This is a genomic window from Acidovorax sp. SRI_002, assembly GCF_057586455.1.
Window position 1 is genome coordinate 449036 of the sequence record NZ_JBYCZW010000004.1, and the last position, 14300, is coordinate 463335.

16 protein-coding genes are annotated in these 14300 nt (G+C 62.2%); 2 read left to right on the top strand and 14 right to left on the bottom strand.

From position 1 onward, the window contains the following. Window positions 1-3: 3 nt before the first annotated feature. From rplS to rpsP, 4 genes are all read right to left on the bottom strand, one after another. Entirely contained in the window at window positions 4-393 is a 390-nt protein-coding gene (gene rplS, locus AC2YJX_RS13300; protein WP_055403050.1) for a 50S ribosomal protein L19, read from the bottom strand. A gap of 128 nt (window positions 394-521) precedes the next feature. Beyond that, window positions 522-1280 carry a tRNA (guanosine(37)-N1)-methyltransferase TrmD gene (trmD, locus tag AC2YJX_RS13305; RefSeq protein WP_121505672.1) on the bottom strand — a complete coding sequence of 253 codons (759 nt, stop codon included), beginning with the start codon at window positions 1278-1280 and terminating at the stop codon, window positions 522-524. A 29-nt stretch (window positions 1281-1309) separates the two neighbouring features. Further along, entirely contained in the window at window positions 1310-1879 is a 570-nt protein-coding gene (gene rimM, locus AC2YJX_RS13310; protein ID WP_055403096.1) for a ribosome maturation factor RimM, read from the bottom strand. 75 nt (window positions 1880-1954) lie between these two features. Next, entirely contained in the window at window positions 1955-2206 is a 252-nt protein-coding gene (gene rpsP / locus AC2YJX_RS13315; RefSeq protein WP_008904984.1) for a 30S ribosomal protein S16, read from the bottom strand. A 147-nt stretch (window positions 2207-2353) separates the two neighbouring features. On the opposite strand from rpsP, the gene AC2YJX_RS13320 reads away from it, so the two are divergent. Both AC2YJX_RS13320 and AC2YJX_RS13325 read left to right on the top strand, forming a co-directional pair. Further along, a complete protein-coding gene (locus AC2YJX_RS13320) occupies window positions 2354-2875 on the top strand; it encodes an N-acetyltransferase family protein (RefSeq protein WP_487256290.1) in 522 nt (173 codons plus the stop codon). A gap of 106 nt (window positions 2876-2981) precedes the next feature. Then, window positions 2982-3428, top strand: coding sequence for a TM2 domain-containing protein (locus AC2YJX_RS13325; RefSeq protein ID WP_055403056.1), 447 nt, complete (start codon window positions 2982-2984; stop codon window positions 3426-3428). Between the two features lie 113 nt (window positions 3429-3541). Here AC2YJX_RS13325 and AC2YJX_RS13330 read toward each other — a convergent pair whose 3' ends face one another. The 10 genes from AC2YJX_RS13330 to AC2YJX_RS13375 form a co-directional block, all read right to left on the bottom strand. Beyond that, complete coding sequence (locus AC2YJX_RS13330; RefSeq protein WP_055403058.1) at window positions 3542-4552, bottom strand: inorganic phosphate transporter; 1011 nt, start codon at window positions 4550-4552, stop codon at window positions 3542-3544. Window positions 4553-4570: 18 nt separating this feature from the next. Then, complete coding sequence (locus AC2YJX_RS13335) at window positions 4571-5218, bottom strand: DUF47 domain-containing protein (RefSeq protein ID WP_055403060.1); 648 nt, start codon at window positions 5216-5218, stop codon at window positions 4571-4573. 148 nt (window positions 5219-5366) lie between these two features. Next, the gene (locus AC2YJX_RS13340; protein WP_055403097.1) at window positions 5367-5729 is read right to left on the bottom strand and encodes a DMT family protein; all 363 of its coding nucleotides are present in this window, start codon (window positions 5727-5729) and stop codon (window positions 5367-5369) included. Between the two features lie 220 nt (window positions 5730-5949). After that, complete coding sequence (locus AC2YJX_RS13345) at window positions 5950-6678, bottom strand: ABC transporter ATP-binding protein (protein WP_055403062.1); 729 nt, start codon at window positions 6676-6678, stop codon at window positions 5950-5952. 2 nt (window positions 6679-6680) lie between these two features. Next, complete coding sequence (locus AC2YJX_RS13350) at window positions 6681-7475, bottom strand: ABC transporter ATP-binding protein (protein ID WP_055403064.1); 795 nt, start codon at window positions 7473-7475, stop codon at window positions 6681-6683. A 20-nt stretch (window positions 7476-7495) separates the two neighbouring features. Beyond that, window positions 7496-8572 carry an ABC transporter permease subunit gene (locus AC2YJX_RS13355; protein WP_121505670.1) on the bottom strand — a complete coding sequence of 359 codons (1077 nt, stop codon included), beginning with the start codon at window positions 8570-8572 and terminating at the stop codon, window positions 7496-7498. A gap of 13 nt (window positions 8573-8585) precedes the next feature. Beyond that, complete coding sequence (locus AC2YJX_RS13360; RefSeq protein WP_055403068.1) at window positions 8586-9515, bottom strand: branched-chain amino acid ABC transporter permease; 930 nt, start codon at window positions 9513-9515, stop codon at window positions 8586-8588. 313 nt (window positions 9516-9828) lie between these two features. Beyond that, window positions 9829-11181 (bottom strand): replication-associated recombination protein A, encoded by a 1353-nt coding sequence (locus AC2YJX_RS13365; protein WP_121505669.1) that lies wholly within the window; start codon window positions 11179-11181, stop codon window positions 9829-9831. Window positions 11182-11275: 94 nt separating this feature from the next. Further along, on the bottom strand, window positions 11276-11908 hold the full coding sequence (gene lolA, locus AC2YJX_RS13370) for an outer membrane lipoprotein periplasmic chaperone LolA (RefSeq protein WP_218300475.1): 633 nt from the start codon (window positions 11906-11908) through the stop codon (window positions 11276-11278). 46 nt (window positions 11909-11954) lie between these two features. Beyond that, window positions 11955-14291, bottom strand: coding sequence for a DNA translocase FtsK (locus AC2YJX_RS13375; RefSeq protein WP_487256291.1), 2337 nt, complete (start codon window positions 14289-14291; stop codon window positions 11955-11957). Window positions 14292-14300 lie beyond the last annotated feature (9 nt).

Below are 14300 nucleotides of genomic sequence, written 5' to 3' on the forward strand. Positions count from 1 at the left end.
GCCTTATGCGGCGGTGGCGGCTGCAGCCTTGTTGACACGCGAAGGCAGCTTTTCCTTGATACGTGCCGACTTGCCGCTGCGGTCACGCAGGTAGTACAGCTTGGCACGGCGCACATCACCACGGCGCTTGACTTCAATGCTGGCGATCAGGGGGCTGTAGGTCTGGAACGTACGCTCCACGCCTTCGCCGCTGGAGATCTTGCGCACGGTGAAGCCGCTGTTCAGGCCGCGATTGCGCTTGGCAATCACCACACCTTCGTAGGCCTGCACGCGCTTACGGGTACCTTCCACCACATTCACGCTCACGATGACGGTGTCACCAGGGGCGAATTCGGGGATGGTCTTGTTCAAGCGGGCGATTTCTTCCGCTTCCAGGGTCTGAATCAGGTTCATGTTTGATATCCAACGATCTTGTCCGCGCCAAAAATGGCTGCGTCGGGATTGACGTCTCAGTGTTTTGCGGGAGAACTCCCTGTCAAAACGGCCGGCCAGAGGATCGAAAAGCCTTTGATTATAGCAATTCAGCTGAGCTTGGCCAATACTGCTTCATCCGCAGCGGCCAGATGCCCTGCTTTGCGCGCGGCCTCGATGAGATCGGGCCTGTGCCGGGCCGTGGTGGCCAGGCGCTGGTCGCGCCGCCAGCGCTCGATCTGCGCATGGTGGCCAGACATCAGCGCGGCAGGCACCTGCTGCCCAGCCCATTCTTCAGGGCGCGTGTAGTGCGGGCAATCGAGCAGGCCGTCGAGCGCCGGGTTGAAGCTGTCGAGCTGGTGGCTGCCCTCATCATTGAGCACACCGGGCTGCAAGCGCGCCACAGCGTCCAGCAGGGCTATGGCAGCGATTTCGCCACCCGACAGCACAAAGTCGCCCAGACTCATCTGCAGATCGACATGGGTATCGATGAAGCGCTGGTCAATGCCTTCATAGCGCCCGCACAGCAGGATTGCACCCGTACTTGCAGACCAGCGCTCTACGGCAGCATGGTTCAGCGTTTCGCCAATGGGCGAAAAAAGGACCAGCGGCGCCTCACTACTCTCGGCCTCACCACGCTCCACCCGGATAGCTGCAAGACACCGGGCGAGGGGCTCAGCCATCATCACCATACCCGGCCCGCCGCCAAAGGGCCGGTCATCGACACGGCGGTAGTTGCCATCGGCATAGTCGCGCGGGTTCCACAGGCGTACATCGACCTGGCCGCCGGCATACGCGCGGCGGGTCACGCCGCTGGCCAGGAACGGCGCAAACAGCTCGGGGAACAGGGTGATGATGTCAAAGCGCATGGTGGGCGGCGCCAGGGCGGGAGTTCCGATCAGTAGTCCGGCTGCCAGTCCACCGTGATGCGCTTTTCGGCCAGGTCCACGTTGTCAATGAAGGCCGAGACAAAAGGGATCATCCGCTCCTGTGCCTTGCCGTCCTGCTCATAAGTCAACACCAGCACCGTCTGCGGACCGGTGGACATCAATTCCTGCACCTGCCCCAGCGCCACACCTTCGCGGTTGACGACCGCAAGACCGATCAGATCGATCCAGTAGTACTCGCCCTCCGTGGTGGACGGAAAGCTGGAGCGCGGCACAAAGATGCGCGCGCCGCGCAAGGCTTCGGCGGCATCGCGGTCATCAATGCCCTGCGCCCAGGCAACCACGGTGTCCGAATGGTCCTTGGCCTGGCGGATGGACAACAACACGGTGCCCGCAAAGGTCTTGGCGCCGCGCTCGGAAGGCTGCAGGTACCAGCGTTTGGATGAAAACAGCGCCTCAGGGCTGCTGCTGTGCGACAGGACCTTGAACCAGCCCTTGACACCCCAGGCATCGGCAATGCGCCCCACTTCAACGGCGTCTGTGGGCAGCTCTGCGGGTTCGAGGGTCAGGTTGGTGGCCATGGCGGGGGATTCCAGAATAGGAAAAGGGCGGGTTTCGCCAGGCATGCCGACGAAACCCGCCCTTTTCAGGGAGCTTTAAGCAGCCTTCTTGGCGGCTTGCTTGATCAGGCGGTCCACGGTAGGCGAGGACTGGGCGCCCACGCTCTTCCAGTACGTCAGACGGTCTTGCACGATGCGCAGGCCTTCTTCGGATTCCTTGGCGGTGGGGTTGTAGAAGCCGATGCGCTCGATGAAGCGGCCATCACGGCGCACGCGCTTGTCAGCAACGACGATGTTGAAGAAAGGACGGCCCTTGGAGCCGCCGCGGGAGAGTCGAATGACGACCATGATTTATCCTTCGGGTGGTGAACTCCGGCAACATTTGCCTTGAGCCACTGTGTTCGCAACCATATTCGCAACGCTTGAGACACGCGACATGGCCACCCGGCCAGCGACACGCTGCAAAGCCCGCGATTATATCCATTTCCCTCTTCCATGCCCAAAATTCGTTCCAGCACCGACAGCGATATTCCCGCCATCACGGCCATTTACCAACACCATGTGCTTCACGGTACAGGTACCTTCGAGATCGATCCGCCATCTGAAGCCGACATGGCAGGCCGCCGTGCCGACGTGCTGGCCCGGGGCCTGCCCTGGCTGGTGGCCGAAAAGGACGGCCAGGTGCTGGGCTATGCCTATGCCAACTGGTTCAAGCCCCGTCCAGCCTACCGGTTCTCTGCCGAGGACTCGATCTACGTGGCCGACAGCGCCCGTGGCATGGGCCTGGGCCGCAAGCTGCTGACCGAGCTGGCGGCCCAGGCCGAAGCAGCTGGGGTACGCAAGCTGCTGGCCGTGATTGGCGACTCGGCCAACGCGGGCTCGATCGGTGTGCACCGGGCGCTGGGCTTCACCAACGTGGGTGTCATGCGTTCGGTGGGATGGAAGTTCGGCGCTTGGCGCGACATCGTGCTCATGGAGAAAACCCTGGGCGCGGGCGACACCACATCGCCCGAATGAAAACGGCCCCCATGCTCGCCCCGCAGCACAGAGCGCAGCCCTCCGAAGCGGCCCCCTTGGAGACCACTTGTTCATCTTGGGGCGGCCCGACGATGAATAATGCCCCATGAAAAACAAAACTTTGGCGGCATGGCTTGCCTTCGTGGGCGGGCCGCTGGGCCTTCACCGCTTTTATCTGCACGGGATCACCGACATGCTGGGCTGGCTGCTCCCGATACCGACGGCCCTCGGTATCTACGGCATCCAGCGCGTGCAGCAGCTCGGCCAGGACGACCACACCAGCTGGATGCTGATTCCTTTGCTGGGCTTCACGATTGCGGGCTGCGCCTTGCAAGCCATCCTGTTTGCACTCAAGACGCCCGAGGCGTGGAACGCGCGCTACAACCCCACGGCCGCACCCGACGCCCCGGCGGGCAGGACCCAATGGATCACCATCGGCGCCATCGTGGTCTCGCTGTTGGTGGGCACGGCGGTGCTGATGGCCAGCCTCGCGTTCAGCTTCCAACGGTACTTCGAGTACCAGATCGAGGAAGCTCGCAAGATCTCGCAGTGACCGACACCCACCAAGCGAACGCCCCATTGAATCCACATTCAAATGGGGCGTTAGCGCTTTTCCATATTGCCTAATTAGCTATACATTCAATAGCAAATCAGGAATCAGGGCATTCAGAATATCTGCAGACTGATCCAGTACGCCACGGCAGCCACAAACGCACTGGCGGGGATGGTCAAGATCCACGCCCAGACGATATTGCCTGCCACGCCCCAGCGCACTGCGCTGGCGCGCTGCGTGGAGCCCACGCCCACGATGGCGCCTGTGATGGTGTGGGTGGTGGACACCGGAATACCCAGCGTTGTTGCCAGGAACAGGGTCAGCGCCCCGCCCGTCTCGGCACAGAAGCCGCCCACGGGCTTGAGCTTGGTGATCTTCTGGCCCATGGTTTTCACGATGCGCCAGCCGCCGAACATGGTTCCGAGACCGATAGCCACGTAGCAGCTGACAATCGTCCAGGTGGGTGGCGAAGCATCGCTTGCCGACGAATACCCTGTGGCAATCAGCAGCAGCCAGATGATGCCGATGGTCTTTTGCGCATCGTTGCCCCCGTGACCCAGGCTGTAGGCCCCTGCGGACACGAGCTGCAGGCGCCGGAACCATTTGTCCACCCGGCTTGGCCGCGTTCGCCGAAAGATGTGCGCCACAGCCACCATCATGAGAGAGCCCAGCAGGAAGCCGAGCAAGGGCGAAACGAAGATGAACGCCACGGTCTTGAGGATGCCGGTGGAGATCAGCGCGCTGGCACCCGCCTTGGCGATCACCGCCCCCACAATGCCGCCGATGAGCGCATGCGATGAGCTGCTGGGGATGCCGTAGTACCAGGTGATGACGTTCCAGGTGATGGCGCCCACCAAGGCACCAAACACCACATGGGTGTCCACGATGCCAGGCTGCACGATGCCCTTGCCCACCGTAGCGGCCACGCTCAGGTGGAAGACAAAGATCGCTACAAAGTTGAAGAACGCGGCGAACAGCACCGCCTGCGCGGGCTTGAGCACGCCGGTGGACACCACCGTGGCAATCGAATTGGCAGCATCATGAAACCCGTTCATGAAGTCGAACAGGATCGCCAGTGCCACGAGCAAGACCACAACCCAGAGGGCCGTCTGTACGGTTTCCATACTGGTCAGCCTGCCGGATCAGGAGTTTTCGAGGACGATGCCCTCGATGCAATTGGCCACGTCCTCGCACTTATCGGTGATGGTCTCCAGCAGCTCGTAGATGGCCTTGAGCTTGATCACCTCGCGCACATCGGGCTCTTCACGGAAGAGCTTGCTCATGGCGCTGCGCATCACGCGGTCGGCGTCGGATTCGAGCTTGTCGATCTCTTCGCAGGTCTTGAGCGCGGCTTCAGCCACGGCCGGATCGGCGATCTTGTCGAGCAACTTGACGGCATCACGCAGGCGTTCGCAGCACTTGAGGCTCAGGTCGGTCAGGCGGGTGATCTCTTCCGTCATGTGGCGCACGTCGTACAGCGCCATGGTCTCGGCAGAGTCCTGAATCAGGTCGGCCACATCGTCCATGGTGTTGATCAGCGTGTGGATCTGCTCGCGGTCGATAGGGGTGATGAAGGTCTTGTGGATGGCCTTGTTCACCTCGTGCGTCACGCGGTCGGCAGCACGCTCGGCGTTGTCCACATCCTGATTGTATTTGTCGCGCAGGTGCGGGTCGCTGTAGTTGGCCACCAGTTGCGAGAAAGCCCGGGCCGCCTCGACGATGCGGTCTGCATGCTGGTTGAACATTTCGAAAAAATTGCCTTCGCGTGGCAACAGCTTGGCAAACAGCATGGAGGCTCCTGGATCGGTATCGATTTTTTGAAAATGAGACAAAGTCATGACAAAACCATGACTTTTGAATGACAAGCGAGTTTAACCGGCCGCCCTCACCCGCAGCCACGGGCGCCCGGCGCGGATACCGGGCAACACGCACCATTCATCAGGCACTGCGGAAAATGAAATACACAGCCCCCACCAGGCACAGGCCTGCCCAGAGGTAGTCCCACTTCAGGGGCTGGCCCATGTAGAACACCGCGAACGGCACAAACACCGCCAGCGTGATCACCTCCTGCATGATCTTGAGCTGCCCCACGTTGAACTGGGTAAACCCGATCCGGTTGGCAGGCACCTGCAGCAGGTACTCGAACAATGCAATGCCCCAACTCACCAGCGCTGCGGTGTACCAGGGTGACGTGGCCAGGTTCTTGAGGTGCCCGTACCAGGCAAAGGTCATGAAAACGTTGCTGGCAATCAGCAGCAACACGGTCTGTAGTGATACGGGCAAGGATTGCAGAGCGGACATCGACATGCGGCGACAGGTGGTGGCGGGGTGGGTGCAAATTATGAACAAAATTGGCATCTGGCGCTGGATACACATCCGCCATAAGCTATAAAAAACATAGCAATCAATCCATACAAACACCAACGCCTGCGCCAAAAAAAAGGCACCGCCGTGTGGCAGTGCCTTGTGCGACGCACCATGCACCTGCCCCACGCAGGGCGGGCCGGGCGGGGGTGTTGCCTTATTCGCCCAGGTAGGCGGCGCGCACCTTGGGATCGTTCAGGAGTTCCTGGCCGGGGCCGGCCATGGTGATCAGGCCGGACTCCATCACGTAGCCACGGTCGGCAATTGCCAGCGCCCGGCTCGCGTTCTGCTCCACCAGCAGAATGGTGACGCCCAGGGCGTACACATCGCGCACCACTTCAAAGATCTTGTCCACCATGATGGGCGACAGCCCCATGGAGGGCTCGTCCAGCAGCAGCACCTTGGGCTGGCTCATCAGCGCACGACCCATGGCCAGCATCTGCTGCTCGCCGCCCGACATGGTGCCAGCGAGCTGGTCCTTGCGTTCGCGCAGGCGCGGGAAGATGGTGAACATCTTTTCGATGTCGGCCAGGATGCCTGCCTTGTCGCGGCGCGTGTAGGCGCCCATCTGCAGGTTCTCGGTAATGGTCATGCGGGCGAACACGCCCCGGCCTTCCGGCACCATCACAAGGCCCTTCTTCACCAGATCCCAGGCGCCCTTGCCCTTGATGCTTTCACCCAGGTAATGGATGTCGCCATCGTTCATGCCCAGGGTGCCGGTGATGGCCTTCATGGTGGTGGTCTTGCCAGCGCCGTTGGAGCCAATCAGCGAAACCAATTCTCCCTCGCGCACTTCAAAGTCCACGCCCTTCACGGCCTGGATACCGCCGTAGGCCACTTTCAGGCCCTTGACCTGCAGCAGTACCTTGTTGGATTTTTCGGCCATTCTCAATGTCCTCCGGTGCCCAGATAGGCCTCAATCACTTTTTCGTTCTTCTGCACGGTGGCAGGCGTACCTTCGGCGATCTGCTTGCCGTAGTCGAGCACCGTCACGCGGTCGCACAGGCCCATCACCAGCTTCACGTCGTGCTCGATGAGCAAGATGGTACGGTTGTCGTTGCGGATGCGGTCGATCAGCTCGCGCAGCAGCACCTTTTCGGTGGCGTTCATGCCGGCTGCGGGCTCGTCCAGCGCAATCAGTTGCGGATCGGTGGCCAGGGCGCGGGCGATCTCCAGGCGGCGTTGGTCGCCGTACGACAGCGTGCGTGCCTTGTAGTCGGCGAACTTGCCAATGCCCACGTAGTCGAGCAGTTCCTGCGCGCGCTTGGCAATGGCCAGCTCTTCTTCCTTGAAACCCTTGGTGCGCAGCACCGCGCCCAGCAGGCCGGACTTGGTGCGGATGTGGCGACCCACCATTACATTTTCCAGCGCCGTCATTTCTGCAAACAGGCGGATGTTCTGGAAGGTGCGGGCAATGCCCGCCTTGGCCACTTCATGCACGGCCGTGGGCTCGTAGGGCTTGCCGGCGAGCTCAAAGGTGCCGCTGTCGGGGGTGTACAGGCCGGTGATCACGTTGAAGAACGTGGTCTTGCCCGCGCCGTTGGGACCGATCAGGCCATAGACCTGGCCACGCTCGATGGTGATGCCCACGTCGGAGAGGGCTTGCAGGCCACCAAAACGCTTGGAAATACCTGCAACCCGCAGAACCACGTCGCTGGCTGATTTCTGAATGTTCTCTGCCATGTTCTAACTTTCTGCGGTGTTCAGGTCTTCTGCGTGAGGCTCTTGCCATGGTCGGGCGCTGGCCACAGACCACGGGGACGCATCAGCATGATGATGATCATGGCCAGTGCGATCAGCAGCTGGCGCAGGATGGCGGAGTCCAGACGGCCGTCCGTCATGGCCTGCAGCGGGCCTGCCACGTAGCGCAGCACTTCGGGCAAGGCCGACAGCAGCACGGCACCCAGGATCACGCCGGGAATGTGGCCGATACCGCCCAGCACCACCATGGCGACGATCATGACCGACTCCATCAGGCTGAACGACTCGGGCGACACAAAGCCCTGGAACGCACCGAACATCGCACCCGACACGCCGCCAAACGAAGCGCCCATGCCAAAGGCCAGCAGCTTCATGTTGCGGGTGTTGATGCCCATCGCCTTGGCGGCGATTTCGTCTTCACGGATGGCCATCCAGGCGCGGCCGATGCGTGAGTCCTGCAGGCGATAGCAAATAACGATGGAGATCACCACCAGAACCAAGAACAGGTAGTAGTACAGCGTGACGGAGCTGATATCAAAGCCGAACACCTCCAGGCGCTTGCCCAGGTCCAGGCCAAAAATCTTGACCGAGTCGATCTGGCCCAGGCCCTTGGGGCCGTTGGTCAGGTTGACGGGGTGGTCCAGGTTGTTCAGGAAGATACGGATGATTTCGCCGAAGCCCAAGGTCACGATGGCCAGGTAGTCCCCGCGCAACTTGAGCGTGGGCGCCCCCAAAAGCGCTCCGAAGAACGCCGCCAGTAATGCCGCCACCGGTATCACAAGCCACAGCGAGGTGTGCAAGCCGTTGGGGAACATGGCGGCAAACGCCGCAAAGTTGTCCGCAAGGTGCGGCGAGGCCATCAAGGCAAACAGGTAGGCGCCCACGGCGTAGAACGCCACGTAGCCCAGGTCCAGCAGGCCGGCGTAGCCCACCACGATGTTCAGTCCCAGGGCCAGCAGCACATACAACAGGGCCAGGTCGGCAATGCGCACCCAGGCGTTGCCGAAGGATTGCAGGATCAGCGGCAGCACCAGCAGCGCGACGGCGCCGATGATCCAGTTGGTTTTGGTGTTCTTCATGGTGTGAGGCTCCTCAGGCGCGATCGGCCACACGCTCACCCAGCAGGCCCGAAGGACGCAGCGTCAGGATGATGATGAGCACGATGAACGCAAAGATGTCGGTGTAGTGGCTGCCCAGCAGACCGCCCGTGAGCGTGCCGATGTAGCCCGAGCCGATGGCTTCGATGAGACCCAGCAAAATGCCACCCACCACTGCACCGGCCAGGTTGCCAATGCCGCCGAACACCGCCGCCGTGAAGGCCTTGAGGCCGGGCAGGAAGCCCATGGTGTGCTGCGCCGTGCCGTAGTTGGAGGCATACATGATGCCGGCCACAGCGGCCAGAATGGCGCCGATGATGAAGGTGGCGGAAATCACCATGTCGGGCTTGACGCCCATCAGGGACGCAACGCGGGGGTTCTCAGCCGTGGCGCGCATCGCGCGGCCCAGGTTGGTGTGGTTCACCAGGTACACCAGCGAGGCCAGGGCAACAGCGGTCACGCCCAGGATCAGGATCTGTGTGGGGGTGATGTAAGCGCCACCCACCTCGAACGGCGCGCTGGGCAACATCGTGGGATAGGGCTTGTAGTTGGGCTTCCAGATGATCATGGCCAGCGTCTGCAGCAGGATCGACATGCCGATGGCGGTGATCAGGGGGGCGAGACGAGGACTGTTGCGCAGAGGGCGGTAGGCCACCTTCTCGATCACAAAATTGAGCGTTGCGGCAACCACGCAGGCAATGAGGGTGGCCAGCAGCAGGATGAGCCAGCCCGGGGCGCCAGGCATTGCAGCCTGCATCATTCCTATACAGCTCCAACTGGTCAGAGCCCCGATCATGAGCACTTCGCCGTGGGCGAAATTGATCAGCTGAATAATGCCGTACACCATCGTGTAGCCCAAGGCTATCAAGGCGTACATGCTGCCGAGTACCAGACCGTTGATGATCTGTTGCAGCAAAATGTCCATAAGAGAAGTCCTTCGTTTGTAACGTACCCACCGCTTTGGCACCGGAATCGGTACAGCCTTGTGGGCCCGACTGCCATCTAGCAAAAAACCCGCCAGAAGTGCAGCTGTGCGGGTTTGTGGACGGGATTGTAGCGAGTAGTCACAAGCGGCCCCCACCAAGCCGGGCGGGGTTTTCCCTCGGGTTGGCGCCACATCAGCGTGCAACGCAATCCATAAGCTCACATGATGCAAGCAGGAAAATTGATGTGCAAACTTATTACCAGCTTCATGCCAAATCAGCATGACGCGGGGTGCGCCTCCCATGGGCAGAGGTTCAGGACTTTTCGTCCGGCCCATCCTCCAGATCGGCTGAAACATTGCGCGCACGCAGCTCACGCAATTTCTGTGCAATCTTGATTTCGAGCCCGCGCTCCACCGGCGCGTAAAAACCGGGCTCCGGCATGCCCTCGGGCAGGTAGTTTTCGCCTGCGGCGAAGCCGCCCTCTTCGTCGTGCGCGTAGCGGTAGCCCTTGCCGTAGTCAAGCTGTTTCATGAGCTGTGTTGGTGCGTTGCGCAGGTGCATGGGCACGGGGCGGGTGCCGTCCTGCTTCACCCAGGCGCGGGCTGCGTTGTAGGCCTTGTAGACCGCGTTGGACTTGGGCGCCACGGCCAAGTACACCACACATTCGGCCAGGGCCAGCTCACCCTCGGGGCTGCCCAGGCGCTCGTACACCTCGGTCGCGTCCAGCGCCAGGCGCAGCGCACGCGGGTCGGCCAGGCCGATGTCCTCGCTGGCCATGCGCACCAGGCGGCGCGCCATGTAGCGCGGGTCGGCACCGCCGTCGAGCATGCGCACCAGCCAATACAGCGCGGCATCGGGGTCGGAGCCGCGCACCGACTTGTGCAGCGCGCTGATGGTGTCGTAGAACTGCTCGCCGCCCTTGTCATAGCGGCGCATGCGCTCGCCCAGCACCTTGAGCAGCCAGGCGTCGGTAATCTCGGACAGCTTTTCCTGCGTGGCCGCCATGGCCAGGGTTTCGAGTGTGTTGAGCAATCTGCGGGCATCGCCATCGGCGTAGGCCACCAGGCGGTCAATTGCTACATCTTCGATAGCTGGTAGCGCTTTCTCCGCCTGCGCCAGAGCCACTATTTGCTTCAAATCCTGTTCGGACAGCGGCTGCAGCACGTACACGGCGGCGCGGGATAGCAGCGCCGAGTTCACCTCGAACGACGGGTTTTCGGTAGTCGCACCAATGAAGGTAAACAACCCGCTCTCCACATGCGGCAAGAAGGCATCTTGCTGGCTCTTGTTGAAGCGGTGCACTTCATCCACGAAGACGATCGTGCGCTGCTGCATCAGACCATCACGCGCGGCCTCGGCACGTTCGACCGCTTCGCGGATGTCCTTGACCCCGCCCAGCACGGCACTGATGCTGATGAACTGCGCGTCAAAGGCATCGGCCATCAGGCGTGCGATGGTCGTCTTGCCCACACCCGGCGGGCCCCAGAGGATGCAGCTGTGCGGGCGGCCCGATTCGAACGCGAGCCGCAGCGGCATGCCCGGACCCAGCACATGCTGCTGCCCGATCACCTCGCCCAGCGTGCGGGGCCGCAGGCGCTCGGCCAGGGGCTGGTGGGCCGAGGGGTGGGCCTGGGAAGGTGCTGCGGAGGCACTGCGTGCTGCCATGTTCGTATCCTGTCTACATCACGCTGGTTTTTAAGCCAAATTGGCCTCTAGCGCTTATCTGATAAGCGCTGGCAGCTATCTTTTTCGCAGCAACTTACTGTTTCACCACATCCGCTCCAGCGGGCGGCTTGAACTGGAAGGTGCTGGCGGGCAGCGCTGCGTTGGCCTGCATGCCATTGAAACGAATCAGGGAGCGCTGGCCAAAGCTGTCCAGAATGTCGAGGGCCGCCAGTTGCTCACCCGCAAAACCCACGCGCACGCTCTTGAGCTGACCATCCTTGGTCTTGGGGCTGGCCAGCACCCACTGCAGGCCATCCTGCTCAGGCGCTGCTTCGAGCGTGAACTCGGCCTTGAGCGCCGACAGGTCGGGGGCCGATGCGAGCAGCGCGGCGGGCGTGCTGCCCAGCGCCTGTGACTGCGAGCGCTGGGTGACCTGGTTCAGGTCCACGTCGTACAGCCACAGGGTCTGGCCATCGGCCACGATGGTCTGCTCGAAGGGTTTCTTGTAGACGAACTTGAAACGCCCGGGGCGCTGGAATTCAAAACTGCCGCTTGATGTCTTGGTGCGCGCGGTCTGGCCGTCCTTGGGGGGCGAAGTCACGGTCTGCGTGAAATCCGCCTTGCCCGTTTGTGTGCCCTTCATGAACGATTCAAGGCTTTTCAAGCCATCAGCGCTTGCCAGCGTTGCGCTGGCAGCTATCAAAATTGCAGTAACGGTCTTTTTCAAAAGGAACTCCTGTGGGGCACGGGCTGGGCGCATCGCCCTGCCCTTGTCATTCGCTGCGCGCGGGAACCAGCACTTCGCGCTGGCCGCTAGTGGTCAGGCCACTCACAAGGCCCGCCTTTTCCATGTCTTCCAGCAGCCGCGCCGAGCGGTTGTAGCCAATGCGCAGCTTGCGCTGCACGTACGAGATGCTGGCCTTGCGGTCCTTGAGCACCACTTCGACGGCCTGGTCGTACATGGGGTCCTTCTCGCCCCCTTCGCCACCACCGCCCTCCCCTGACAGATCACCCTCGCCATCCACAGTTCCACCTTCGAGCACGCCTTCTATGTAGTCCGGCTCCCCTTGTTCCTTGAGGTAACTGACGACACGGTGTACTTCTTCGTCCGACACGAAGGCACCATGCACCCGGATCGGCAGGCCCGTGCCGCTGGCCATGTAGAGCATGTCGCCCATGCCCAGCAGGGCCTCAGCGCCCATCTGGTCGAGGATGGTGCGGCTGTCGATCTTGGAGCCCACCGAGAACGCGATGCGGGTGGGAATGTTGGCCTTGATCAGGCCGGTGATCACATCCACACTGGGGCGCTGCGTGGCCAGGATCAGGTGGATGCCCGCCGCGCGCGCCTTCTGCGCCAGGCGGGCGATCAGCTCTTCGATCTTCTTGCCCACCACCATCATCAGGTCGGCAAGCTCGTCGATGATGACCACGATGTGCGGCAGGCGCTGCAGCGGTTCGGGCTCTTCGGGCGTCAGGCTGAAGGGGTTGTAGATGAACTCCTCGCGCGCCTTGGCTTCATCGATCTTGACGTTGTAGCCCGCCAGGTTGCGCACGCCCAGTTTGGACATGAGCTTGTAGCGCCGCTCCATCTCGGCCACGCACCAATTCAGGCCATGCGCCGCCTGCTTCATGTCGGTGACCACGGGCGCCAGCAGGTGCGGAATACCTTCGTAGACCGACATTTCCAGCATCTTGGGGTCGATCATCAGGAGGCGCACATCGCGCGCCTCGGCCTTGTACAAGAGCGACAGGATCATCGCGTTGATCCCCACCGACTTGCCCGAGCCCGTGGTACCAGCCACCAGCACGTGCGGCATCTTGGCAAGGTCTGCCACCACTGGGTTGCCCACGATGTCCTTGCCCAGGCCCATGGTGAGCATGCTCTTGGCCTCGTGGTAGACCTGCGAGCCCAGGATTTCGGACAGACGGATGGACTGGCGCTTGGCGTTGGGTAGCTCCAGCGCCATGAAGTTCTTGCCGGGGATGGTCTCCACCACGCGGATCGACACCAGGCTCAGCGAACGCGCCAGGTCCTTGGCCAGGCCCACGATCTGCGAGCCCTTCACGCCGGTGGCGGGCTCGATTTCGTAGCGCGTGATAACCGGTCCGGGCATGGCCGCGACCACGCGTACTTCCACGCCAAAGTCCTTGAGTTTTTTCTCGATAAGGCGGCTGGTCATCTCCAGCGTCTCGGGCGCCACGGTTTCCTGGCGCTGCAGCGGGCCATCGAGCAGGTCCACCAGTGGCAGCTTGCTGTCGGGCATCTCGGTGAACAGCGGCTTCTGGCGCTCCTTCACCACGCGGGTGCTCTGCGGCACGTCTACCAGCACGGGTTCGATGATCTGGATCGGTTGGGGGTGGTGCACCTCGCTCTCGGTGCGTTCCTCCAGCACCACCACTTCACGCTCACGCGCGGCCTTGCGGCCCACAGCCACGTCCTTGGCCACTTCGCGCTTGGCCAGACGCGACTGCACCAATGCGTCGATGCGCCCTCCCACAAATTCCGCGACATGGCCCCAGGAGAAACGGAACACCAGCGCCGCCCCCAGCACGGCCAGCACAATCGCCAGCAGGCCCGAGCCTGTAAAACCCAGCCACTTCACACTGGCAGGCCCCGTGATGTAGCCCAGCACGCCACCAGCATGCCCCGGCAGGAACGCTTCAAACCGGTACAGGCGCGACCACTCCAGCGCAGTGCTGGCACACATCAGCACCACCAGCCCCACCCAGAACATGGCCCGCCTGCGCATCGGGCTTACCGCGCCCGGGGCCGATTCGCCGCCACGCATCCACCGCGCCAGCGACGACAACCAGGCCCGCACACCGGCCGCCACACACCACCACACCGAAAAACCCAGTGCAAAGTAGCTGCCATCGGCCAGCCACGCACCAAACCGGCCTGCCCAGTTGGCGACCAAACGCCCACCCCGGGCGCCCGAGGTGGACCAAGCGGCATCCTGCGCGGAATAGCTCAGCAGGGCCAGCAACCAGAAAACCAGGGCCAGCAGCCCCACCATCAGGCCAATTTCGTGGCCAAAACGGGCAGCGCCCGTACGCGGCGGCGACTTCGCCGCAGCCGATGCATTCAGGGTATTGAGGGAATAGGTCATAAGCGTGCC